Annotated in this window: 20 protein-coding genes and 1 other RNA gene; 9 read left to right on the top strand and 12 right to left on the bottom strand. The window is 45.1% G+C overall.

The window, feature by feature from the left end; genetic code table 11:
• From rsmH to J7545_RS16490, 5 genes are all read left to right on the top strand, one after another.
• A complete protein-coding gene (gene rsmH, locus J7545_RS16510; protein ID WP_318700436.1) occupies nucleotides 1–861 on the top strand; it encodes a 16S rRNA (cytosine(1402)-N(4))-methyltransferase RsmH in 861 nt (286 codons plus the stop codon).
• A 313-nt stretch (nucleotides 862–1174) separates the two neighbouring features.
• Complete coding sequence (locus J7545_RS16505) at nucleotides 1175–1567, top strand: response regulator (RefSeq protein WP_318700437.1); 393 nt, start codon at nucleotides 1175–1177, stop codon at nucleotides 1565–1567.
• Between the two features lie 217 nt (nucleotides 1568–1784).
• Nucleotides 1785–2474, top strand: coding sequence for a zinc metallopeptidase (locus J7545_RS16500; RefSeq protein WP_318700438.1), 690 nt, complete (start codon nucleotides 1785–1787; stop codon nucleotides 2472–2474).
• Nucleotides 2475–2646: 172 nt separating this feature from the next.
• Nucleotides 2647–5358, top strand: coding sequence for a hybrid sensor histidine kinase/response regulator (locus tag J7545_RS16495; protein ID WP_318700439.1), 2712 nt, complete (start codon nucleotides 2647–2649; stop codon nucleotides 5356–5358).
• Between the two features lie 24 nt (nucleotides 5359–5382).
• Complete coding sequence (locus J7545_RS16490; RefSeq protein ID WP_318700440.1) at nucleotides 5383–6045, top strand: class I SAM-dependent methyltransferase; 663 nt, start codon at nucleotides 5383–5385, stop codon at nucleotides 6043–6045.
• Between the two features lie 343 nt (nucleotides 6046–6388).
• On the opposite strand, the gene J7545_RS16485 is transcribed toward J7545_RS16490, so the two are convergent.
• From J7545_RS16485 to J7545_RS16475, 3 genes are read right to left on the bottom strand one after another with little or no spacing between them, the layout of a single operon-like run.
• The gene (locus tag J7545_RS16485; protein ID WP_318719878.1) at nucleotides 6389–8728 is read right to left on the bottom strand and encodes an NACHT domain-containing protein; all 2340 of its coding nucleotides are present in this window, start codon (nucleotides 8726–8728) and stop codon (nucleotides 6389–6391) included.
• A 49-nt stretch (nucleotides 8729–8777) separates the two neighbouring features.
• Nucleotides 8778–9494: a circadian clock KaiB family protein gene (locus tag J7545_RS16480; RefSeq protein ID WP_318719877.1), complete on the bottom strand. Its 717-nt coding sequence runs from the start codon at nucleotides 9492–9494 to the stop codon at nucleotides 8778–8780.
• A gap of 14 nt (nucleotides 9495–9508) precedes the next feature.
• A complete protein-coding gene (locus tag J7545_RS16475; RefSeq protein ID WP_318719876.1) occupies nucleotides 9509–10795 on the bottom strand; it encodes a type IV pilus twitching motility protein PilT in 1287 nt (428 codons plus the stop codon).
• A 216-nt stretch (nucleotides 10796–11011) separates the two neighbouring features.
• Between J7545_RS16475 and wecB the strand changes: the two genes are divergently transcribed.
• Nucleotides 11012–12124: a non-hydrolyzing UDP-N-acetylglucosamine 2-epimerase gene (gene wecB / locus J7545_RS16470; RefSeq protein WP_318701843.1), complete on the top strand. Its 1113-nt coding sequence runs from the start codon at nucleotides 11012–11014 to the stop codon at nucleotides 12122–12124.
• On the opposite strand, the gene J7545_RS16465 is transcribed toward wecB, so the two are convergent.
• The 7 genes from J7545_RS16465 to J7545_RS16435 form a co-directional block, all read right to left on the bottom strand.
• Entirely contained in the window at nucleotides 12121–15045 is a 2925-nt protein-coding gene (locus tag J7545_RS16465) for an EAL domain-containing protein (RefSeq protein WP_318719875.1), read from the bottom strand. The two genes, wecB and J7545_RS16465, sit on opposite strands and share 4 nt — an antisense overlap.
• A 52-nt stretch (nucleotides 15046–15097) precedes the next feature.
• A complete protein-coding gene (locus J7545_RS16460; protein WP_271941967.1) occupies nucleotides 15098–15676 on the bottom strand; it encodes a CPBP family intramembrane glutamic endopeptidase in 579 nt (192 codons plus the stop codon).
• A gap of 132 nt (nucleotides 15677–15808) precedes the next feature.
• A complete protein-coding gene (locus tag J7545_RS16455; protein ID WP_318719874.1) occupies nucleotides 15809–16861 on the bottom strand; it encodes a DUF3326 domain-containing protein in 1053 nt (350 codons plus the stop codon).
• Nucleotides 16858–17034: a hypothetical protein gene (locus J7545_RS16450; protein ID WP_318701840.1), complete on the bottom strand. Its 177-nt coding sequence runs from the start codon at nucleotides 17032–17034 to the stop codon at nucleotides 16858–16860. Before J7545_RS16450 ends, J7545_RS16455 begins: the two co-directional genes overlap by 4 nt.
• A 48-nt stretch (nucleotides 17035–17082) precedes the next feature.
• Nucleotides 17083–17451 (bottom strand): 2Fe-2S iron-sulfur cluster-binding protein, encoded by a 369-nt coding sequence (locus J7545_RS16445; RefSeq protein ID WP_318701839.1) that lies wholly within the window; start codon nucleotides 17449–17451, stop codon nucleotides 17083–17085.
• A gap of 137 nt (nucleotides 17452–17588) precedes the next feature.
• Nucleotides 17589–17774, bottom strand: a non-coding RNA gene (gene ssrS, locus J7545_RS16440) — 6S RNA.
• Between the two features lie 55 nt (nucleotides 17775–17829).
• Nucleotides 17830–18969: a 5-(carboxyamino)imidazole ribonucleotide synthase gene (locus J7545_RS16435; RefSeq protein WP_318701838.1), complete on the bottom strand. Its 1140-nt coding sequence runs from the start codon at nucleotides 18967–18969 to the stop codon at nucleotides 17830–17832.
• 249 nt (nucleotides 18970–19218) lie between these two features.
• On the opposite strand from J7545_RS16435, the gene J7545_RS16430 reads away from it, so the two are divergent.
• A complete protein-coding gene (locus tag J7545_RS16430) occupies nucleotides 19219–20952 on the top strand; it encodes a diflavin flavoprotein (protein ID WP_318701837.1) in 1734 nt (577 codons plus the stop codon).
• A gap of 463 nt (nucleotides 20953–21415) precedes the next feature.
• Here J7545_RS16430 and J7545_RS16425 read toward each other — a convergent pair whose 3' ends face one another.
• Together J7545_RS16425 and J7545_RS16420 are read right to left on the bottom strand one after the other, a co-directional pair.
• Nucleotides 21416–21862, bottom strand: a complete 447-nt coding sequence (locus J7545_RS16425) for a hypothetical protein (protein ID WP_318719873.1) — start codon at nucleotides 21860–21862, stop codon at nucleotides 21416–21418.
• 114 nt (nucleotides 21863–21976) lie between these two features.
• Nucleotides 21977–22528, bottom strand: coding sequence for a phycobiliprotein lyase (locus tag J7545_RS16420; RefSeq protein WP_318701835.1), 552 nt, complete (start codon nucleotides 22526–22528; stop codon nucleotides 21977–21979).
• Between the two features lie 660 nt (nucleotides 22529–23188).
• Here J7545_RS16420 and J7545_RS16415 point away from each other — a divergent pair.
• Together J7545_RS16415 and J7545_RS16410 are read left to right on the top strand one after the other, a co-directional pair.
• Nucleotides 23189–23752, top strand: a complete 564-nt coding sequence (locus tag J7545_RS16415; protein ID WP_318701834.1) for a Uma2 family endonuclease — start codon at nucleotides 23189–23191, stop codon at nucleotides 23750–23752.
• A gap of 88 nt (nucleotides 23753–23840) precedes the next feature.
• Complete coding sequence (locus J7545_RS16410) at nucleotides 23841–25736, top strand: ArsA family ATPase (protein ID WP_318701833.1); 1896 nt, start codon at nucleotides 23841–23843, stop codon at nucleotides 25734–25736.
• The last annotated feature ends 4 nt before the right edge of the window (nucleotides 25737–25740 follow it).

The following is a 25740-nucleotide window of genomic DNA, read 5'->3' as shown; positions in this document are numbered from 1 at the left end:
ATGGGTAATGAGTTTGTACATATTCCTGTTTTAGGATCGGAGTTAATTGAAGGTCTAGACGTGCGTCCAGGGGGCAAGTATCTGGACGCGACGGTGGGAGGGGGAGGGCATAGCTTGCTGCTGTTTGCCGAATGTCGGGATATCTGGGTAACTGCTATTGACCAAGATACGCAGGCACTAGAGGCGGCTAAACTGGCTTTATCTGAGTATGGCGATCGGCTCACATTTTGGCAGGGCAATTTTGTTGATTATCCAGGTAATGCTGAACAATTTGATGGTATTATTGCCGATTTAGGGGTCAGTTCTGCCCAATTTGATATCCCGGAACGGGGGTTTAGTTTTCGCCATAGTGCCCCCTTGGATATGCGGATGAATCAACAGCAATCCCTGACGGCTGCGGATTTGATTAATCATGGGGATGAGAAGGAATTGGCAGATATCTTTTATCAATATGGTGAGGAGCGCTTGTCCCGGCGTATTGCTCGCTCTATTGTGGCTAAACGTCCCTTTAACACGACGACTGAGTTGGCACAGGCGATCGCTTCCTGTTATCCTCCTCGCGCCCGTCATGGGCGGATTCATCCCGCTACACGAGTGTTTCAAGCCCTACGGATTGCAGTGAATCAAGAGCTAACTGTTTTGCCCCAATTTCTAGATCTCGCTTCACACTGGCTAAAACCTAGGGGAATCATTGGGATGATTAGTTTTCATTCCCTAGAAGACCGATGCGTTAAACATTACTTTAAGGACTCCGCAGAACTTACCGTTTTGACCAAAAAACCGATAATTCCTCACGCAGAAGAAATCCAAAACAATCCCCGTGCGCGATCGGCAAAATTGAGATTGGCAAAACGCCTATAGTGCTACGTACTGGGAATGGAGAATGGGTCAAGTATTGTGCCCTATCGCCTTGATAGAGTCTATTAAACCGTTTCAAGTTTCGATGTAATTCTTTATAAAACTTAGAATAGTCGGAAGTTTTTCTCTTGTAAGCATCTTGTAAATGTTTATGATTGAATTTTTGTGGGGTAAAACCGAAAAAAACTGGAAATTATGGGGGATCGATCGAGATCTTCTGAAATGATAGGGTCAGAGGATCAATTGCATATCCATCTCAAGAGAACCGGAACCGTTAGTCGCTCTTGAGCCACCAGTCATGAGATTTAACGGGAATATGGAAACTTTAAAAAATAATGTTTTAGTCTTAGGGCAAGAGTTAGACGATTTCAACCTCTTGCAATCGTTGCTCAATCATGTCCCTTGTCGAGTCGCGATCGCCAAATCACCCGAACAAGCCGTGACTCTATCGAGTCAAACCCTTCCGTCCTTAGTGATTCTATCAGGAAATTGCCATCAATGGTCGGCTGATTTTGTGAATCAATTACGAAAGCAAGCCCAAAAATGTGGTGTGACTATTGTTGCCCTAACGGATTGTCATGCTCCCAGTTGGTTATATCAAGAATCCCATTTAGGGGTAGATGGATATTTGGTCAAACCGGTAGCTACAGATATTCTCATGTCAGTAGTAGAATCCGCTAGACTACGGCAGTTTTGTTGTTTTCAATAACAGCTAGAGGGGCGGTTTCTCACTAGATCTCTCCCTGAGCATCCGGCTTTTAATCGGTGATTCGGTTCACATTCGAGAAAACCGTATCTCCCTTACAATGCGGTTTTCAAACGTTCAAGACTATACTAGATTCAATAGCAATTCTGAGATTAAGGCACTCAAACCCTTACTGGCGCGTCGCGCTATCACTTTGAGCGTTTTGGAGATTGATTCTTGTATGTCTTACTATAGCTCCTATCTAATCCTGATCCCAGGAATACTCTTAATGTTCTGGGCGCAAAACCAAATCCGTAGCACCTATCAGCGTTATGCCCAAATTCCCTCTAGTATGGGAATGACGGGTGCAGAAGTGGCTCAAACCATTCTCTATCAAATGGGAATTACAGATATTAGTATTGAACCGGTTGCTGGAGAATTAACCGACCATTATGACCCGAATGCGAAAGCGGTACGCCTTTCTCAAGGGATCTATAATTCTTCTTCTTTAGCTGCTGCTGCGGTGGCAGCCCATGAATGTGGTCATGTATTGCAAGATAAGAAGGGTTATAGTTTTATGAATCTAAGGGCAAATTTAGTGCCCGTGGCTAATTTAGGCTCTCAGTTTGGCCCGATGCTCGTGATTTTAGGGTTATTTTTGGGCGGTTTAGGTACAATTTCTAGCTTAGTGATTAATTTAGGAATCGGATTATTTGTGGGCGCGATCGCCTTCCATGTGGTTACTCTGCCGGTAGAATTTGATGCCTCTAGTCGCGCCCTGAAGTTAATTGATAATCTAGGGATTCTGCAAGGAGAAGAAAATCGAGGCGCTAAGGCGGTTCTACAAGCGGCTGCTTGGACTTATGTGGCCACCGCATTATATGCAGTGTTGCAACTAGCACAGTTGCTACTGATTAGCCGCGATCGCTAATCAGAATCTAGGAGAGTTGATAGAATGCAACTCTCCTAATTGAACTTTAATAACGAAAAATCTAACCGAGTTGAGTCGTAATCTAGATAACATTTACAATCGCCCCCATAAGGTTAGTATACTTGAGTAAATATCTATAATTAAGTTATTACTAAAAACTGGAGACCAACTCATGAGCGATTCTAAAGCCTCACCATCGCTTCCTCTTCGTCTGGTTCTGGTTATTCCTTTTCTGATACAGATTTTTGCCGCAGTTGGACTAACCGGTTATTTTTCTTTAAAAAATGGAAAAAAAGCAGTGAATAATGTCGCCTCTCAACTGCGAACTGAAATCACTGGGCGCGTTCAGAGCTATCTCGACAACTATTTAGCCATTCCCCATCAAATTAATGCAGCCAATGCTCATGCCATTCAACAAGGATGGCTAGATTTGAATAATATTGAAGCGTTAAATCGCCAATTTTTAAATCAAAGCTATGCCTTTGGTCAAAATTATCCCCTTTACATTTATGTAGGAAATAAAGTTGGAGGATTTGCAGGTGCTGGTCGATATGAGATCAACGATGCTTTTGTTTGGGAATTTACGGAAAATCTGGAACCTGGAGAATTGATCAGTTATCCAGCCGATTCTCAAGGTAACTTCACTGATGTACTGACCACCTACAATTTTTTTGATGCCACGACACGACCTTGGTATCAAAAAGCAGTTAAAGAAAATAGCCAAGTCTGGAGTGAGGTCTATACCTACGCTGATAATATTTTAGGCGTTACGGCTGCTCAACCTATTTTTGATCCAGAGGATCAATTCATCGGTGTCGCTGGTGTGGATATTCCCTTAGATGTAATTAACCAGTTTTTAGCCTCGATTAAAGTAGGGCAATCCGGTCAAATTGTGATTATGGAAAGATCTGGCTATGTGATTGGATCTTCAACCCAGGAATCTCCTTATCTTAAAGATGAGATAACCCAAGAACTGAAGCGATTAGAAGCCAGCGAAAGCTCAAGGGCATCCATTCGCGAAGCCAGCCAATTTTTAGAAGCAAAGTTTTTACAACTGAGTCAAATCGATCGAACCCAACAATTGGAGTTTTGGATCGATCGAGAAAAGTATTTTTTACAAGTTACTCCCTTAGGAAATGAACAGGGATTAGATTGGTTGATTCTGGTGGTGATTCCTGAATCAGATTTTATGGCGGAAATTGATGCCAATACAGTGAGAACGACATGGCTTTGTTTAGCTGCATTAGGAATTGCTATCACCCTGGGAATTTATACATCTCGTTGGATTAGCCAACCTATTTTAGCTCTTGTTCAATCTTCAGAATTAATGTCTCATGGAGATTTAAATCAACAGGTTAAAAAGGGTAATATTACAGAACTGAAAACCTTAGCAGATGCGTTTAATCGCATGACAAGTCAACTGAAAGCCTATTTTACAGATTTGGAACAACGAGTACAAGAGCGAACAGCAGAATTGGCGGAAGCGAAAAAAGTAGCCGATAGTGCAAACCAAGCTAAAAGTGAATTTTTAGCTAATATGAGCCATGAGTTGCGTACCCCTTTGAATGGTATTCTCGGTTATGCCCAAATTATGGATCGCGCTCAGGATCTCAATGACTATCGTAAGGGAGTGACGATTATTCACCAAGCAGGATCTCACTTATTGACTTTAATTAATGATATTTTAGACCTGGCTAAAATTGAAGCTAGGAAAATGAATTTGGTGAACAGCGATTTTCATTTTCCATCTTTTTTGATAGCTGTAGCAGAAATGGCAAAAGTAAAAGCAACCAGTAAAGGGCTTGATCTGAAAATATTGATCGATGATTGCTTGCCAGTCGGGGTAAAAGCAGATGAAAAGCGTCTACGACAAGTGTTATTGAATTTATTAGGCAATGCGATTAAATTTACCGATGGAGGTGCGGTGACATTTAAGGTGGATGTGTGCGATCGCGATCTGGATTCTCATCGAGTTAGAATTTGCTTTGTGATTGAAGATACAGGGATCGGGATGACTCCTGAACAATTGGGGCAGATTTTTTTGCCGTTTGAACAGGTGGGTTCGCAGTCTAGGAAGTCAGAGGGAACAGGTTTGGGGTTAACTATTTGTCGGCAAATTGTGACGATGATGGGAAGTAACCTTGAAGTAGAAAGTGAATTTGGGCGGGGGAGTAAGTTTGTTTTTGAAGTAGAGCTAGAGGTTTCTGATGAATGGGTAAGCCGTGCTGCGATTTTAGAACAAGGTAAAATTATCGGTTATCAAGGGGAACCGAAAAAGATTCTGGTGGTTGACGATCAAACCCTGAATCGAACCGTTGTTTATGAAATTTTAACTCCCTTGGGGTTTGTGATATCAGAGGCTAAAAATGGACGAGAAGGATTAGAAAAATTGGTGAAAGTAGCTCCTGATTTAGTGATGACGGATATTATAATGCCAGAGATGGATGGCTATGAATTTGCTAAAGGGATTCGTGAATCCTATTCACAAGATCTGCCGGTATTGGCGGTGAGTGCAACTGTGTCTTTAGGAGATCAGAATTTGGCGATCGCCGCTGGATGTAATGAATTTCTAGATAAGCCGTTGGATATGGAAAAGTTGTTTACTGCTTTGAAGCGCTATCTCCACTTACAATGGATTTATGAACAGAAGCCCTCATTGCTTCCCTCCGATCCATCGCCGATGATTGTGCCGAAGCCAGAGTATTTACAACCCCTCTATAGAGCGCTGAAAATTGGAGATATTGACGCGATTGAGGAAACGGCTTATCGGCTAAAAGAGAAGAAAAGCGAATATGAAGCGTTTAGCGATCGCCTCCTAGAGTTAACGGCTGAGTTTGATGAGCGTGGTATTCTAGAGTTGCTGGAGAGCCAGTCTAAAGTCTAAAGTTCTTAAAGTGATGATTTTGGTATGTCCCTAAAATCGTTAAATCTAACCCCTGAGCTGTATGATTATCTACAAAAAGTTTCCCTGAGAGAACCGGAGATTTTAGCCGAACTGCGAGCAGAAACGGCTGCAAATCCTGGGGGAGGAATGCAAATTGCCCCGGAACAAGGTCAGTTTATGGCGTTTCTAGTGCGGTTAATGGGGGCAAAAAAAACCTTAGAGATTGGGGTGTTTACAGGATATAGTAGCCTAGTTGTGGCCTTAGCACTCCCTCCAGAAGGTCAGATCGTGGCTTGTGATGTGGATGCAGAGGTAACGAATATAGCACGTCGCTATTGGCAAAAGGCAGGAGTTAGCGATCGCATCGACTTACGCCTTGCTCCCGCTCTAGACACCCTGGATCAACTGATAGCGAACGGAGAAAACAATACATTTGATTTTGCCTTTATTGATGCCGATAAACGCAATTATATTAATTATTACGAAAAAGCCTTAACCTTGGTGCGTCCCGGAGGAATAATTGCCATTGATAATGTGTTATGGGCAGGAAAAGTCGCCGATCCGCAAGTAGACGATCCCCGCACCAAAGCCCTTCGAGCGTTTAATCAAACGCTCAAAAAAGATGAGCGAATTGAGTTAAGTTTAGTCCCCATTGGCGATGGCTTAACTTTAGCCTGGAAACGCTAATCTAGCTGGTAATGGGTAATAGTGACAAGCAAATTATCGTAAGGTGGGCAGGATACAGCACTTCGCGCTGCTATGAGGTATATTGTTGATTGATAGATTTGAGTTGTCATTGCGATCGCAGGGAAGAAATCGCCAAGATTCGGGAATTTTGCGATTGCTTCATTGCGCTGGCGCTTCATTCGCAATGACATATCGTAATTGATGATTCAGACTTGATATTCAGAACCATTGTTAATTGTTCATTGTTCATTGATATAGCAGGTAATGAAATGCTGAAAGCGTGAAACTAGCGTATTCAATTGATTGATAATAAATCTTTATAATTCTGTAACTCCCTTATGTGCTAGAGTCTAGAGAAGAGAAATGAAATAACACCCACGATCCTAACACCCCGACTCCCTACACTCCAACTCACGCCAGGCAAATGTCCGTGTAGTGCGTTTGTATTAAAAGTGTAATCTTCGGGATATTTCAACCATCCTTCCTCTTCTTTTCTCCAACCGACGCGATCGCCGAGTTTTCCAAACGTATCGTAATTATAATCGTCTAATTTCCCTCCCAAGTCAAGCCAAATTTGCTTTTGTACCGAAAAGCCAAATTTGCCATCACTATATCTTACCCACAGCTCATCTATTGCTCGTAACTCATCGCGGGGAAACTTGCGCAAATCACCGACATCCAAATACCCTTTATTTTCATCATCGCCTAACTGCAGCATTAAACGGGTTGTTTCCTCGTCTGCGTTTCGCCATTCTCTATTGCTCAGATAACGTTGCAAATCTCGAAACAATAAATTACTAACACTCGCTTCTAGTTCTTGTAACTCATTTTCTATCTCTGGAGAGACTTTGCGAGGCGTTTCTTGAATGCAATCATAAGCCAAAGCAACAGACTCTGACGTACCCACATTAATTAACGCTTTCAAAAACGGATTGGGATTCACTTGTGCCGCATACAACAATATCGTTTCTCGCCACCAAGACTTTTGCCAATTTTTGATTAATAACACCTCTTTATGAATGCGAATAATTTCGCTTGCAGCTAAATATCCTTGAAAACTTAAATGAGCAAACTGATAACCATTATCGCGTTTCACCAGTAGTTCGCTCACATCAACCAGTTGTTGAATAAAAGCATTCGTATCTACTGAAGCATCAATCCTGGTCACTAGAGCATTGATACAATAGTATAACAAATGATAATCAATTTCTGGCTTATTTTTTAGTACCATATACAATGCTAATCCCTGTAAATTTTTCTGCGCTTCATCCGCCGGTAACAGCAAGTCTATATTCCTCGCTAAAGGACGATTACCCAACTGCAAACTGATCACTTCTCGATATAATTCACTGCGCCGCTTAGGTAATTTTTCACCGGGATAAGACCGATGAACATTCACAATTAAATTTAACAACAGGGGAATTTTCGCCAAGTCATCCAGTTCCGGACGCTGCTCTAACTGCTGTAATAAATTATTGGCATTTGTTGTTGCTTCCGCTTTCACCTCTGGAGTATTCCTTCCCCCTCTCGCATATCTCTCTTGGCATCCATACCAATTCTGAATAAATCTCTCTTGCTGATGGCGATTAAACGGCTGAATAAATAACTCAGCCTTCAGTTTATACTCCGAAGAAAACGACGTATACCCTGACGGACGGGAGGTGAGAATAAAATAAGCCTGCGGATACTGATTCATTTCTTTGCCAATCCACTCACTAACCTTACTCCGCCAGTCTTCTTTGACCTCATCAAACCCATCAATCATCACCAACAGTTTACCGTCTCGCAGATGGTTCCTAGCCCAATTGGGGGGGAGATTTAAGTTGTCATATCCAGGTAGCTGAGGAATATGATACTCTTCAATGAGTTGGGGTAGCGTTAACTGACTTTCATTCACAATTACAGATTGCCAATGACGCAGCAATAATAAAACCGGCAATAGTTTCGGCGCTCTATATTTTCCTTCTTTCTTTTCAGTATAAATATAGGTGATGTGGCGCAACAGCGTCGTTTTCCCATATCCACCCCAGGAAATAATCGCTAACCGGCGATAGGCTTCAATTCTCTCCGCTTGTCTTAAAATCTCCCAAATCTGTAAGCCTTTTTCTTGTAATTTTTCGAGCTTTTTCCGATTCCACTTCATTCCTGCAAAGAGGGGCAAAGAGTACCCTTCAAAGTTGCGAATAAAGGCATTGCTTAAACCCAAGGGAACAAAGACTTCATTGAGTAAGGGAGTAAAGATACTTAAGCCAGGCTTAAACCCTTCCATCTTAAAGTCTCGGCAGGTATTGCCTTGCAGCGTTAAGTATTTCTCATCGACTCCCGCCAACTGCCATTGAATCGCTTCTTCAATCCTTTTATTTGTCCGGTCTATCCAGTTAATTAAACCTTTCGCATCTTCCTTGCCTCTCCCCTCATAGATCTCAGCTAAACCTATCAAAAAGCTCTCAGAATAAGCACCCCAAGCGACACTAACCGCATTCACCGGTAATAGTAGCACTGCCATCAACCACTCTTCTTGTAAGAGGAAGGCAATAAATGGGCCACCAGTGGCTCCTAATGGCATCCAGCGCACAAAGGTCAACAACGGTCCGCGAATCCATTGGCGAGCGGATGCGTTATCAATTTTTACTGATTCCGATCGCTGTTCTTCTTGTTCTTCTTCCCGCGTTTCCTCTGTCATAGCTCAACCTCAGAAACTCACGCCTATTATATCTAGCTCTCCCCATTCCCTAATGAATCAGGCGAAATAGTTGTTCCTGATATTCAATTTCTCCGACCACGCGACGCATGGGTTGAGGCCAAACCCGGAGTAGGGTGGGGGTAGCTAAGACCTGATCCTGTTCGGCGAGATCGGGATGTTTGAGAATATCAATCACCTTCAGGGTGTAGGGTTGAGAAAGACTTTGTTCTAAAAACAAGTGAACTTTGTGTAACAGTCGCTCTGTTGTGTTGTGATTTCCAGAGACAAATAAGCGAAAAATATAGCCGTGGGGGTTGAATTCTTCTAGGGATAAGTCCGGTTGCCTCTCTTCTACAGAGCGATGTTGGACTCGCACCACCCAATCATGATCTTCCCAGAGTTGGGGAAATTGTTCGTAATAGGAGGCGATCGCGATCGGATCGCACATCTCAGTATCACAAGATACCCGTTTCCACTCGACCTCTAAGCCAAAGAGCGCATTTAACAGCGGTGCATAATCAAACACCAGGGGATAAGCTTCAGCCACACAATGGGTTTGCTGAGTGTGGGGATCGATCCATCGATCTAGGGTTGCCGTATAACAGGGAACCAAAAAATGGGGGGCAGCACTCAGATCCAAAAGCGTCTGCAATTTAGCACACAGATCGATATGCCATCGATTCCGTTTACTCGGATCGATGCAGTAAACAATGTCCCCCCCAGGAGTGAATAGGGCGATCGCCTTGAATGACTCAGAACCCATCATTCCCTTAGTCTAAATTAAATCCGACCTCGGAGGAATTGGGCCATTTCATTTGGCGTTGGCGATTTCTCTAGGGCCGTTTCTTCCGTGATCCGACCCTCTTGATAGAGATTATACAGAGCCTTATTCATCGTCGTCATCCCTTCAAACTCTGACCGAAGCATAATTTGGGTAATGGCCTCTAAGTCATTTTTGATTACATACTCTTTCACCGCATCCGTAGCAATCATAATGTCATGGAATGCCGCCCGCTTCCCATCCGTTGTTTTACACAAACCTTGAGCAACAATACAGACCAAAGATTCCGCCAAAGACACTCGCAGGGCGGGCTGTTCTGCCGGGGGAAACATCCCCATGATCCGCTCAATGGTTTTTACCGCACTATTGGTGTGCAGAGTTCCCATGACCAAGTGACCGGTAGAGGCAGCTTTGAGGGCAATTCCCATCGTTTCCTTATCCCGAATTTCCCCCACTAGCATCAAATCCGGATCTTCCCGCAGAGCCGCTTTCAGGGCATTCTTAAATTCGCGGGTATGACGGCCGACTTCCCGGTGTTTTACCAAGGATTTCTGACTCACATGGACAAACTCCACCGGGTCTTCAATCGTAATAATATGGTGGGCCATGTTCCGATTGATATAGTCAATCATCGCCGCCATGGTGGTCGATTTCCCGGAACCCGTGGGCCCCGTCACCAGAATCAGCCCCTTGTGATAGTGACAGATATCCTTGAACACTTCTGGAGATTTCAACTGTTCCATCGTCAAAATATTCGATGGAATCAAGCGCAGCACCATAGCTGGTCCGGCCAACGAATCAAAGACATTAATCCGAATTCGCACAAAGCCAAAATCAAATGCACCGTCAAAATCGAGGTGGTCTTGGAATTGACGAATTTCTTCATCCGTCATACATTCTCGCAACCAGCTCATGAAGGTATTCAGGTCAGTTCTGGGATATTCCAGACTGGTAATATCACCCCGTTTCCGAAAGCGAGGAATTTCATTAACCCCTACGTGGATATCAGAGACCCCATCTTCGTCGGCTCGTTTAACAATTTCTTGGAGGGTGGGATTACCCGGACTCGGCCCTGCTTTAGCCGCTGACCGCTTGGCGGCTTTGGGCGCTGCTCCTGGAGGGGGAGCTGCCTTAGCCTTGGCTGCCTTCGCTGCCTGGGGATTCATGGGCATGGTTCTGGCAGGCATTTGTTGGGTAGCTCCATCTGCACTAGTGGCTGCACGCGGGGGAGGAGCCGGGGGACGAGGAGGAGGAGAGGGCGGTTTTTTCTGGGGGGATTGGGTCATAGCTAAGTCCTGTACAATACATCAGTAAGTGCAGGTTTTAACCTACACTTTAGCCTTCATCCTCGGAATGAATTCACGGGGGGTTGGGCATGTGTCTTATAAAACTTCGGGCATCGGCGATCGATGCATCAAAAGGTTAAGGTGTAAGATGGCATCCAAGGGAAACCAGTTAATTTTCCATTGTACTCCTTTTTTTCTGTTTTATTTGTATAAAGTATGTCTAAAGTTTGGCGAATTGGGATTATTGTGGGCACTCGCCCAGAGGCGATTAAGTTAGCGCCTGCGATCGCTCAGTTTAGAGCAGCTCCAGAGTTTGAGACTGAAGTTATTTTAACGGGTCAACATCAAGAGATGGTCGCCCAAGTAATGGAGTTATTTGGGCTAACGGCTGACCATAATTTGCAGATTATGCAGCCGAAACAGACGCTTACGGATATTACTTGTCGCAGTTTGCAGGGTTTAGAAGCTCTGTTTGTGGAGTTGGGATTAGATTTGGTCATTGTACAGGGAGATACGACCACGGCATTTTCAGCGACCTTAGCGGCATTTTACCAGAAAATTCCGGTTGCCCATGTGGAGGCTGGATTACGCACGGATCAACTTTGGAATCCCTATCCAGAGGAGGCGAATCGGCGCTTGATTTCCCAGTTAGCCCATTTACATTTTGCCCCTACGGAGTTGGCGGTGGAGAATTTACAGCGCTCTGGGGTGGTGGGAGAGATTCATCAGACGGGAAATACGGTCATTGATGCGCTCTTGAAGGTGGCTGAATCTCAGAGTGGGTGTGAGATTGGGGGGTTAGACTGGTCTAAATATCGGGTGTTATTGGCGACGGTGCATCGGCGGGAAAATTGGGGCAGTCCGTTAGAGGCGATCGCCGAAGGATTCCTACAAATCTTAGCCAAATTCCCAGATACCGCCCTGGTTTTGCCCTTACACCGCAATCCCACAGTGCGCGAACCCTTACAGCGAATACTCGGCAACCACGATCGCATCTTTTTAACGGAACCCTTAGATTATGCCCAGTTAGTGGGGGCGATCGCCGCCTGTCATTTTGTGCTAACCGACTCTGGAGGACTTCAGGAAGAAGCGCCCTCGTTAGGCAAACCGGTATTAGTACTGCGGGAGACGACAGAACGTCCAGAGGCGATCGCCGCTGGCACTGCCCGCTTAGTCGGTACAGAGTCTCACTCTATCTTGAATGCTGCCTCTGAACTCCTCTCTCAACCCAACCTCTATCAGCGCATGGCAACCGCGATTAACCCCTTTGGAGATGGTCACGCTTCCGAACGCATCTTAGAACAAGTCAGAAGATTTCTGAAACCTTAGAAAACGGGACTTTGCCGTAACAACTCTCTCACCGCCTCCTGGCTCAAGGGTTTCGCAAACAGATACCCTTGTCCATAATCACACCCCAATTCCGTCAACTTCTGCTGCTGTTCCACCGTTTCTACCCCCTCCGCCACCACATGCATCGACAAACTATGGCCCAAATTCACAATCGATTTCACCAACTCCCAATCTTTTTCCACCTCAGAACGTAAAGGAATAAACGACTGATCGATTTTCAGGGTATCAATAGGAAACAACTGCAGGCGACTTAAGCTCGAATGTCCCGTCCCAAAATCATCAATACAAAGATTGACTCCTAACTCTTGCAGTTGGCATAATTGCTTCACCACAGAGTCCAAATTTTCCATCATTAACCCTTCCGTAATTTCCACTTGGAAAGAATTCGGGGGCAATTGATGACGTTGCAAAGATTGCATAATAATATCAACCAAGCCCGCTTGAGAAAACTGGCGACCCGCCACATTCACATTCACATAGAAGGGATCGAATAACAATCCATCGATTTCCCACTGCTTAATTTGTCTACAGGCCTCATCAATCACCCATTCTCCTATGGTCACAATCAAACCCGTTACTTCCGCTAAAGGAATAAACCGACCGGGACTAATCACTTGATTGTCCTGGGTTTTCCACCGAATTAACGATTCAAATCCACTGATTGTTCCGGTATGTAAAGAAATAATCGGTTGATAGTACAAGCAAAACTCCTGTCGTTCGATCGCCCGACGCAAATCCATTTCTAGCTGAAACTGACATTCATCGACCGATCGCATGGTACTATCAAACAATTGATGATGATTTTTACCCTTGCGTTTGGCATGATGAATCGCCGTATCTGCATCTTTGAGTAAACGTTCGGCATCCTCATACACCAATCCGGTAGACGCATGATGGGATAAAACAATGCCTATACTAGCACTGAGAAATACTTCATGACCTTGCACCCAAAACGGCTCATGGGCAAGTGCTTCTTCCATGCAATTTGCTAATTCCATAATTTCCTCATAATTCTGGATTTCTGGAATCAGAACCGCAAAATCATCTCCATTCAATCGAGATACAATTCCACAATTAGCCACATAGGTTTCTAATCGTCTCGCCACACTAATTAAGAGTTGATCTCCCACAAAGTGACCTAAACTATCATTAATGATCTTAAAGCGATTGAGATCGATCATTAAAACCGTAAAAAAATGTCCTGTTTTTCCCAGAACTTGAGTTAAACACTCTTCAATTTTACCCACCAATGCTGAACGATTACACAGTCCGGTTAATGGGTCATGAAACGCATGATATTCTAGAATCTCTTGGGCTTTCTTGCGCTCTGTAATATCTTCAATTGTCCCTTCAAAGTATAGTAAATGACCTTTGTTACTTCGCACGGCATGACAATTTTCCGAAATCCAGATTTGGCTCCCGTCAACACGATAAACTTGAGATTCAAACCCTAATACTTCTCCCTTTTCCTCAATCAGAGTAATCAAGCGATCGCGCTGTTGTGAATCCACATAAACTTGTTCTTGAATACTCTCAATAATTTGTATGAGATTTTCAGGTGAAGCATACCCTAAAATCTTGGCAAATGCAGGATTAACGTTAATAAATGCCCCATCCAACGTAGATTGAAAAATACCTTCAATGGCATTTTCAAAAATACTATGATATTTCTTCTCCGCTTTGATTAGAGCTTCTTCAGTTGCTTTAAATTCGGTAATATCAGTCCCTGTGCCCATTAACTGAACAGCTTGGTTTTGCTCGTTTCTTTGTACACTACCGCGCAACAAAAACCAACGAATAGTGCCATTTTTATGAATGAGTCTTTTCGTGATTTCATAGTGTTTCATTTCCCCATTGATGACTCGATGGATTTGTTGGACTAAGCTTCTTTTGTCTTCGCTATAAATTCGTTTTGACCAATCTTTAAAATCTGGCTGTTTATCTTCAGTATGATATCCTAATAATTGTTGCAAACTAGCATCTAATTTGAAAGTGTTTTCGATAAAATCCCATTCCCAAATGCCAACTTTGCCTGCTTGGGTTGCCAATTCATAGCGTTTTTGACTTTTTTGCAAGGCTTCTAAAATGCTGTGACGCTCAGTAATATCTAAACTCACAGATTGAGTGCCAACAATAGCCCCATGGGCATTATGTATGGGCGTTTTAATGACATGAAAATAATGGGGGCGATCGCTAGAGGGAAAGCATTGAGAATCGATCCTATCTAACCCCTTTCCTGTTTCTTGAACCCATCGATCTTCACTCATGAATTTTTGGGCTAACTCTGGAGGGTAAATTTGATCTAAGCGTTTATTAATAATCTCTGTCTGTTCATGTCCCAGGGTTTTTAAAAAGGCTTGATTGACAAAAGTTAATTTACCTTCACAATCGACCCGATAGATAATTTGGGGTAGAATATCAGCTAAAGATTGATAGTAAACATGGCTTTCTCGAAGTAGTTCTTGAAGCAGAATATTATAGCTGGTGAGTCTATCTAAACTTTTGTCTAAGGAATTTTGGGTATTTTGGAGCTTGCTGATCAGGGATTTATTTTGATCTTGGGTATGACCGATGAAAAGAGCCAGACTAAACATTAGGAACCCCGATAAACCCAATTCTAAAGGGGTCTGGGGGAAAACAAGGCGATCGCCAGGGATAAAATAATTATAGATAAGAATTAGATTCGCTAATATAGCACTCCCTAACCCTACTTTCAATCCTCCCCAGTAGGAGAGGAGCATCAGAGGTAGTAGAATGCTAATTAAAGGATAAATCTGCTGTAAGCTGTTGACACCATGTAAAGGTGCAAACACTAACCCAAACAAAAGTAGGCAACTCCATAAACCTAAGGCTGTTAGAGCTACCCTAATCTGATGGGGATTGTATGGGTGTGGTTTCACCTGAACCTCCTAGCTGAATTTAAAAAGCTGGAGTGAGTAGAAGATTAACGGCTTAAGTTGGATTGCCCATTTTCCAGGTGAAACTAGAGACTAGATTCGTGAGAATATGGGCTAAAATCGGAACCAGTAAGTTACCGGTGGCTAAAGCACTATATCCTAGGGCTAGTCCGACTAGGGTCGCCCAAATGACATACGGCCATTGATTGCTACCACTCAAGTGTAAAACACCAAAACAGAGGCTTGATAAGATCAAACCAGTAAAGTTCAATCCTAGGGCAGGGAGCATCACCCCTCGAAAGAGAAATTCTTCGCTTAAACCCGGCAGTAAGCCTAACCAGAGAATATCGGGATAGGTTAAGGGTTTGAGAACAAGACCGAGGTAAACATCGGCACTTTGGCGATAGGCTGGCCATACACTATAAACTAGGGCACTAGCAGCAGTAATCCCTAGACCAAGCAAGATACCGATCGCCAGTTTACCCAGTTCCCATTGAGCGCGAAGATGCACGATCGAACCGATCGCCAACCACAGTTTAGCGATAATCAGTAGAATAACGGCAGTCACTCCCATGGCAATCAGGATTTGCGATCGAGTCATGGGTTCCAAGTCTGGATTATGTTGGTCACTCACAGGCGTTTAGGTGAAGAAAGGTCAATTTTGGGGTCGCTTATCCCTTCCCCTATATAGCGTTTCGCGCTAGGCAAAAGCTTGCCTTGCTTAGGGTCTAAGCCTTTAGGCTGTACTCCATAGAAGAGCAAATTGCTATAAAGGCAACAGGTTCTGCCCAAGAGATTCTAGGCTTACCCCAGACCGATGGGCGACTAAGACTCCAAGGGCTTCTAAATAAGAGTTTACTCGCACCACTGGGATTTTGAGTAGTTCTGGAGGCGATCGCATCTCGGTTGTATTCTCACTCACGGCAATGATGCAAGTCGAGGTTTGACTTAACTTTAAGATAGCACTCCCCCCACAGGCCGTTGCGGGAACCACGACGGCATCCACTCGATCTCCCCAAATATCGGTCGGTTGGGGATGATAGGGAGTCAGGGGAGTCAGCAGTTGGGGGGCACGACTGAGTCCGACTAAAACACAAGGGAGAAAAGTATATCCGAGTTCTTCCGCCGCAGAACGGGGGGAGATCTGGGGATTGAGAGGTAAGGGTTGTAGGGCAGGAGAATGGGCGCAGGGAATGCCCAAGGTGCGAACCACAAGATGGGAGATAATGGCTTCTACGCCGGCAATGGGGTCTATACCTTGTCCTTGGCGATAGTTTTGTAAAGCTTCGCTGTCGGTATCGTCGGGAAATCTGGCGACTGCGGCGATCGCTTCTGCTCCCTGTTCCTCTTTAAGTTTTTCAGCCGCTCGGAGCAAGCTATCGGGGTTGCCCAGGGTTCCCCAACTGGCTTGACTTTCTCCCTGGGTTAACTGGACTTCTAAGGGGCGATCGGTAATTATATATCCAGTAATGTTTAATCCCAAGGTTGCCCGTGCTGCATCGGCTACTTGGAGATGACGAGTGCGTAACTCTGGCTCGATCGCCCGATCTAACAGTAAGCCAATGCGGTTACTGTTTACGGGGCGCAGTCCCCAGTCTTGGGCAGCAAACCGATCTAGGGCATAGCCTTCCACATACAAACCATTGGGAATATTCCAATAGAGGGATGCACCATTCAGGACATTGGGATGGGAAATCAGGCGATCGCTTATGGAGGCGATCGCTTTAGCTACAGGTAGGGCATCTCCTGCATAGCCCCCGATGGCTGCACCAATGCCCGTCGGGATAATTAAAACAACCGTATAGGGACGATGATTCACGCCTCTTGGATCACCACCGCTTCTACCGTCGCCTTTTGCTGCTCTTCATCCACGGCAGTCACTGCCCAACGCAAAGGTTCTCCCCGCTTTTCCAGTTCGGCTTCAATTTCTTGATGCAGTTGGTTGGGTGTAGCTTGTAAATCTATTTCGGCTGTAATAAAGTGAGTCGTCATATCTTTATGGCGCTTCGCGCTGGTAATGGGTAATTTTGTGTTGCAACTTTACTGTTTTACAAACTGGAGGTCATACACCTCATCCTCTTTTTCGGTCACCAGTTTAATATCCGATTGAGGGTAAGCAGAACATAACAGAGCATATCCTTTCTCGCGCAATTCAGGACTCAACCCCATCGCATCATTGTCATCCCCATAGCGCACTGTTCCTTCCGTCAGTAATACAGCGCAGGTTTCGCAGACTCCAGCTAAACAAGACTGGGGAAGTTCGGGGCATTTTTCTTCTGCTTTCTTGTCAGAATTTTTGTCTTTTTCATAATATTCATTCGCCACTTCTAGAATTTTGCGATCTTCAGGAACTTCAATGGTATAGGTTGTTCCTTGGTGGTTGATTTCAACACTAAAGGTTTGGGTCATAGGAGTTGCCGTAGAGAAAAATACAAGTGCGCTCCTTTGCAGCGCGTTCCCGATTTTATCATTACTTAAGTCTCTTGTGGTGAGAGCAAGGTAGAACCAGTTTTTCTTTTACCTCTTGCTGTTTCCCCACCTTGATAAGATAGACCGCAACGCCGTCTTGCCTCAGCTTTTGACCTGGGGTTACCAGGTGGGTACTGAAGTCCCCGCATTCGTTTCCGAGTACTGGCTCGGTTTACTGCTGCTAGGATCTCGGTTCAGTTCCCTTATTAAGTCAAGCATAGATCATAAAACGTTATTGGCAGTCACCAACGCCGCAGCCTATCTTGAGAGCTATTGTAAGCCAATTTTCCGGGGGCGGCTAGGGGAGATTAGAGATTCTTATCCTGGATACCAAATCGATTCAATTTTTTCGGCGATCGCCACCAACGCCTCCCGTTCTGTGCTATCGGTACAGACGGTAACATGGCCTAACTTGCGTCCAGATCTCACTTCAGGTTTGCAATACCAATGGACATGACTCCCCGGAATTTGGGCTAATGCCTCCCGTTTTTCTATATATTCACTCTCTGAATCTTCATAGCCCAATAAATTCACCATCACTGCTCCGGCAGATTTCAAACTCGGATCGCCCACGGGTAAATCTGCCACCGATCGCAAATGTTGAGCAAACTGGGACGTTTGGCAAGCATCTAAGCTAAAATGCCCCGAATTATGGGTACGAGGGGCAATTTCATTCACTAATACCTGGTATTCTGTTGTCAAGAAAAACTCAATACCAAAAATTCCAATCACATCTAATTTATTGAGCAATGTATGGGCAATTTCTTCAACTTTTTGTCGCACCTTTTCTTCGACTTGAGCCGGCACTAACACCCAGTGGCACACCTGATTTATTTGTTTCGTTTCTACCACTGGATACACAACAACTTCCCCAGAGGAAAATCGAGCCGCCATCACTGCTAATTCTCGTTCAAAAGGTACAAATTCCTCTAATAAAACGGAGACATCAGCAAATGTTTTTGCCGCTTGATGGAACTGATCCCAATCTTTTAAAATCAAAGTTCCCTGGCCATCATAGCCCTGTCTTCTCGTTTTCAAAACCAAAGGAAAATGCAGATTTTCCGGAATCTGATGCCAATCTAAATTCTGAAACGAGGGAACCGGAAGCCCTAAATCTCGAAGAAAAGAGCGCTGATCGTACTTATCTAATAAGGGTTGGAGAGCTGACAAACTAGGACGAAAACAGACCCCTGACTTTTCTAGAGGAAAGAGAGCGTCTAAATCAATAAACTCATTTTCAAACGTGATTGCCTCACAGCGCTGTGCTAACTGCTCTGTAGCCCCCGCATCGGCGATCGCCCCAAAAATAACCTCCGAAGCTCTAGAGACGGCTGGATCGCTCGATTTAGGGGTTTGTACAATCAATTCAATCCCCAATGCTTGGGCTTCTAAAGCCATCATCCAGGCTAATTGTCCACCTCCGATCGCCCCCACACGAGTTTTCTGTCCCACTTTCATCTCTCTCTATCCGTTATCAGCCAGCCCACCATTATAGCGCTTTGCGCTTCAGTTTTTTTCGATTTCTAGAATGCCTATTCCCTAATTGCACCCATTATGCATGGTATTTTAGTACAAGTTACGGTTACAGTGTTTTGGCCTATCGCGGACATGAATCCGCTGCCCGTCAAATACAATGTTGCATCCCCAAAGCCATGTACCATAACCCGATTCCCTATTCCCTAGCGCGAAGCACTCCGCCTTGAGCTTATGTCCTCCCTAACCAAACCCCGTGATGTCCAAGTGGTTTATCTCGATCGCCAAACTACCCTATTGCGATCGCGCACTTGGGATCGTTTAAAATTTGAAGTCGAATATTCCCTACAAAAAGGAACGACGGCAAACTCATTTCTGATTCAAAGCGATAAGATAGCCCTGATCGATCCTCCTGGAGAATCCTTTACTGAGAACTATATCAAAGCCCTTCAAGAGCGGCTCGATCTAGCCTCCATTGATTATGCGATCGTTCAGCATTTCAATCCTAATCGGGGATCAACTTTGAAAGCACTCCTCAAACTTGCTCCTAAACTCACCTTAGTTTGCTCAAAAGCAGCTAAGTTAGCCCTGGATAAACTGTGGGAAGACGAAGAATTACAGGTCAAGGTGCAATTGGTGAACCGATCGGATCTAGAGTTAGATCTAGGACAAGGTCATCACCTTCAGTTTATCCCTACCCCTACCCCACGATGGCCTGATGGCATCTGCACCTATGACCCTGTATCACAAATCTTGTTTACCGATAAGTTTTTCGGCGCTCATGTCTGCGGAGATCAAGTATTTGATGAAGGCTGGAAACTTTATAGTGAAGACCGACGCTATTATTATGACTGTATCCATGCCGCCCAACCTCGACAGGTGTTGACGGCTCTAGGCCGGATCAAAGATAAACCCACTCGGTTTTATGCTCCTGGCCATGGCCCCTTGGTACGCTATGGAAAACAGGAGTTAACACAGCTCTATCATAGTTGGAGTGAGAAGCAAAGCGGACAGGATTTATCAGTAGCCTTAATCTATGCATCGGCTTATGGAAATACAGGAACATTAGCTCAGGCGATCGCCCGTGGAATTACGAAATCGAGTGTCGCTGTTGAGTTAATCGATTGCGAACTGGCCGATCCGGCTGAAATTCAGACCCAGGTAGAGAAGTGTGACGGCTTTATTTTAGGTTCTCCGACTTTAGCGGGACATCCCCCCACCCAAGTCCAAACCGCTTTGGGAATTGTCTTATCAACTGCGGCGAAAACGAAATTAGCGGGTGTATTTGGCTCCTTTGGTTGGAGTGGAGAGGCGATCGATATTTTAGAGAGCAAGTTACAGGATGCTGGATATAAGTTTGGCTTTGAGCCGATCCGGGTCAAGTTTGCTCCTACGGATGCTATTTTGCAGCAATGTAAGGAAGCTGGGATTGATTTTGCTCAACAGTTGAAGAGAGATCTCAAACGACGCACTCCCAAGCGATCGGTGAATGTATCAAGTAGCGATCGCACCGCTCAAGCAGTCGGCCGGGTGGTCGGATCGCTATGCGTGGTTTCAGCTCATCGGGGAGAGTTACATAGTGGAATGCTCGCCAGTTGGGTGTCTCAAGCGACATTTAATCCGCCAGGGTTAACGGTTGCAGTGGCCAAAGATCGGGCGATGGAGTCTTTAACCCATTCGGGCGATCGCTTTGTGCTGAATATCTTGCCGGAAAATAGTCCCTTAATTCGCCAATTTACGCGCAAGTTTGCCCCAGGAGAAGACCGGTTTGTGGGCTTGGAAACGGAAACGGCATCAAATGGCGCTAAGATTCTCAAAGATGCTCTCGCTTATCTTGAATGTACGGTTGGCGATCGCATGGAATGCGGCGACCATTGGATGGTTTACGCCACCGTTGAGAGCGGTCAAGTCTTTGATAAAACTGGGGTAACCGCCGTTCACCATCGCAAAACCGGCAGTTATTATTAATTCCCGATAGGAGTGGGTTGGAAATCCACTCCTACTAGCGGTCAGTTACAGCGCTTTGCTTTGTGATAGGGGGATGGGGAGATCTTTCAAGGGAATGATTTTAAGATTCGAGTCAGGAAGACAGGGAGAAACGGGGACACAGGGACACGGAGAATGAGATGACTCTATGAAATTTAGGGCGCTCTGAGGGTCTATGGATGCACAATCGTGAAAATCATTCACTTGTCAGGATGGGGAGATAGGGAGAGCAAGCAACAGATTGGGTGGAGTATTTCGCTGTTCTCGCGATCGTTAAAAACAGTCGTTAATGTACCTGATATGGCAGAGAAAAGTGCTTTATATTTCCTCCGTTGTTGTGCTTTAGCGCTATTAGGGTAGATCGCAGCGCTCAAGCACAACAATGACAGGAGTTTTCTCATGCACTACATTAACCACATGAGTCGCGATCGCCTCTCCTGGTCGCTTATCGGTCTTGTGAGTCCGGGTTAATCGGTGCGATATACTCTCTATTGGCACGAACATAACAAATGTAAGTGTCTAAACGCTCACCAGTATTCCGAGTTTGGATATCAAGAAAACTGGCAGAAACCCGAAGCCAGGGATTACCATTGATCGATCTAATCGCATTGTCTTGGTTACTGCTAAAAACAGCATCTACCACTGAACCATACCCAAGAGTCACGACAACAGAAAACTGGTTATCACGACAATTTAAACCCTTTGGATCGGGATCGACTACCAACCATTGTTTCTGTTGATAAGTTCCTCGATTGCCAAGCACACGAGATGATTGAAAGTCACCATTATTGTCGAAAGCTGGTACATCAGCCACTTGAGCCTCAGCAACAGTCGTCCCTGAACCTAAAAAGATAGGGAATGAGAGAAGGGATAGAATTAGGGTTCGCCACACTATATTTATACTCCTTACGATAGTACCCCAAGTATTATTATCACTCACGCCTTATGCTTTACGATCGTGGATCGAGGCAATTTCGAGTGCAGCTCACCCCCCTTAGTAATGGGTTTAATCAAGCCGTTTTTCTAGATATTGACCAATCATTTGTTCTTCTCCTGCACGGGAGATAATGGTTTGCCTGGTGCGATATTGCTGACCCACCAGTTTAATTTCTTCTTCAAACACCGACTGGTTGTATTCAGTGCGCAAGCACAAGGTGTGGGGATTAGGGAGATAATAGTCTGCTGTAACGGGTTTAGAGGTGGCAAAACCGCGATCGCGATATAACAAGTTTCCTAAAACCCCAATCACTGTTTCTCCCTTAGACTGCTTTTTCCCTGTAACAGACTCTTGAGCGTCCCAACTCACTACAGAACCGAATAACAGCATAGTCTCATCTTCCAACTGATGTAACCGAGCTAAATGCCGTAGGGGTTCGCTTCCTTGGGGTAAATAGGTAATTTCAATAATACTGGAAATTTCTTGGGGGTCTCCATCTGGTAGCGTATAGTAGCGTCGCTGAGAAAACCAACGCCCTACTGTTTCTCGGAAAAACCGCTCAGTATCTCGTTCCTGGGTCGTTTCTAGGGCAGTTGGGGCTAAGTTTGCTTGGGATATCACTACGGTTGCTCCTTATGCGAGAGTCGGTTGACGCAATTTCAACCCATATTTGGGAACTTGTGTCAAGAATTTTAACTTTTCTTAATGTTAGCGTTGAATTGGCGATCTCGCAACTTGCCCCCTCAATTCTTGGGTAATGTGCGATAATTCTCTAAATTAGGCAGATAGTGCCCAGCCGATTGCTGTGGTGCAAAAAAGTTTGGAGATCGTCGAGGATGATCGGGTGGCGATCGCGCTTCAAAGCCTTCAAGAGTTCTTCATGTTACGCTTCAAATTCATGGGGAGCTTCTTCAGAGTCCGTGAGAACCTGCAACAGATGCCTGAGAGTCGCCGTTAAGGGCGGAGAGAACTGGAGACTGTAATAGAGGATGCGATCAAACTAAGTTTGGATGCGATCGATCAATTTCAGCGCCAGAGATGTTTTACCAATTCCCGGAAGTCCCAGCAGCAAGATTAAGCGAGAGCAACTCACCCAACTTTCCAGCGTTTCCAGTTCTTCCTTTCGTCCATAAAAACAAGAAATTTCCCTGATGCTCTTCCTTGAATTCTACCTGCATTAAATCTTGCCCTATTGGCAACATAATCTAGGGGTCAACGGCCGTTGACCCCTACAGGTTAGAATAACTGCTTGATTAGCCAAGTTATTCAAAAGCATAATCCATGATACAACTATCCTCTAAACCTTTAACCTTAGTGGAGTTTCTCAAGTTGCCGGAAACAAAACCCGCATGTGAATATATTGATGGTCAAATTGTTGAGAAACCCATGCCACAGGGAAAACACAGTACAATTCAGGGAGAATTAGTTGCCACGATCAACCAAGTAGTTAAACCCAAAGGTATTGCTCGTGCTTTTCCAGAATTGCGCTGTACGTTTGGCGCTCGCTCCATTATTCCCGATATTTCAGTTTTTCTCAAAGAACGGATTCCCCGCGATCGCAATGGGGAAATTTCTAATGTCTTTTCTGTTGCTCCAGATTGGGTAATTGAAATCCTCTCTCCCGACCAAAGTCAAACCAAGGTCATTAAAAATATTCTTCATGGTCTCAAATATGGCACACAAATGGGTTGGTTAATCGATCCGGATGAGCATACCGTATTTGTCTATTGTCCTCAACAAGAGCCTCAAGGATGCGATCGCCCCGAAGAGGTTCTTCCTGTGCCCCAGTTTGCCAGTGAATTACACTTGAGCGTCCAAGATGTTTTCGCTGGATTACTCGAGTGAAAAGGAGGTATGGATCTAGAAAACGCGATCGCTGCAAAACCTTACGCTTCTGGTTGTACCATAGGGGATTAGGACGCAAGAAACTTATATGAATCCATACGATCGCCTAGAATTATTGCTCTTGAGTGGTAAAGGGGGAGTGGGGAAAACAACACTCTCCTGTGGTTTTGCCCGGTATTGGGGTCAGCAGTTTCCCCAAGAGAAAGTGTTGCTGCTCTCAACAGATCCGGCTCACTCCCTAGGGGATGTGTTGCAATGTCCAGTTACCGGCGATCGCCTTTCTCTGCCCGATCTGCCCAATTTAGAAGTGCAAGCTCTCGATGCAGCAGCATTATTACAAGAATTCAAACAGAGCTACGGTGAAGTCCTACAACTGCTCGTTGAACGAGGAAGTTTTGCCGCGGCCGAAGATTTAACCCCCGTCTGGGATTTAAGTTGGCCGGGACTCGATGAATTAATGGGAATCTTAGAAATTCAGCGCTTGTTGCGGGAGCAAGAAGTGGATCGGGTGGTGGTGGATATGGCTCCTAGTGGTCATGCGCTCAATCTTTTGGGATTAATGGATTTTCTCGATCGGTTTTTAGAAGCACTGGATTTATTCCAGGAGAAACATCGCGCTATCAGCCAAGCGTTTACCGGGCGTTATCAAGGGGATCGAGGGGATGAGTTTTTACAAGAGATGAAGTCCGATCTGCAAACGGGACGGGCCTTATTACAAGATCGAGACTGCACCCGTTGCGTAGTTGTGGGAATTGCCGAAGCCATGAGTTTAGAAGAAACTCGGCGCTTTGTGACTTCTTTGCAAGGGTTGCAGATTCCCTTGGGAGGGGTTTGGGTGAATCGGTTGGTAGCGAGATCGGAAGATTTATCGCCAGAGGATCGAGACCGCTATGCAGAGCAGCAACAGATTCTACCGCAATTTCAGAAACTTGCAGAGGGTTTACCTCTGTTGGGAATTACTCAATATCCGAGTCCTCCGTTGGGAGGTGCAGCGTTAGATGGGGTCATTGCTCAGATGTCACCGGTAGGGGTGCAGGATGCAAGGATTACCTCGACTGAAGTGATTTGGCCCGATCGCATCCCACCGGGTTTACCTGATTTTATTGCCCAACAGCGCCGCTTAATTATCATTGGTGGTAAAGGGGGAGTGGGTAAAACCACTGTTGCAGCGGCGATCGCCTGGGGAATGGCTCAAACCCATCCTGAAAGTCAAGTGCGGGCAATCTCGATCGATCCGGCCCACTCCTTGGGGGATGCGTTTGGACAGCCTTTAGACCACAATCCCCAGGCGATCGATTTCCCCAACCTCACAGCCGCTGAAATCGATTCTCAAGTCCTGCTCAATCAGTTTCGCGAAGCCTATCTGTGGGAACTCGCGGAAATGATCAGTGGCGATTCCCCCACCCAAGAGAATTTACAATTACTCTATGGCCCGGAAGCTTGGCGTAAACTGGTCTCCCTCTCCTTTCCTGGGATTGATGAAATTTTAGCCCTCTTAGCAGTGATGGAACTCCTAGAGAATCAAGAGCAAGACTTGATTATCCTGGATACCGCTCCTACAGGGCATTTACTCCGATTTCTAGAAATGCCCACAGCTTTAGCAGACTGGTTAGCTTGGGTGTTCAAATTATGGATTAAATACCAAGATGTTCTCGGACGTACCGAGTTTATGGGAGAACTCCGTACCCTAAGAAAACGGGTAGTTGCAGCCCAGAAAAAACTCAAAGATGCTCGGCATACTGAGTTTATTGGTGTGGTTCAGAATCAACCAGCAATTTTAGCCGAGCATCATCGATTAAGTCAGTCTTTAAAGGATCTAGAGGTTTGTCAACCTTATGTGGTGTGGAATTATGCTTCTAATCGTCATGACCTATTGGGTTGTGATAGCGAGCAAACTGTAATTCATCTCCCTCCCTTGCCTCGCTCTGTTCAACCTCTGGTGCGGATTCAAGGCGCTGCACGACTGCTGTTTGAACCGTCGTAGAGCG

The sequence above is a fragment of the Roseofilum sp. SBFL genome (assembly GCF_017746885.1).
GTDB lineage: Bacteria > Cyanobacteriota > Cyanobacteriia > Cyanobacteriales > Desertifilaceae > Roseofilum.
Note: the sequence above shows the minus strand (reverse complement) of the source record. Positions and strands in the feature narration are given on the sequence as shown.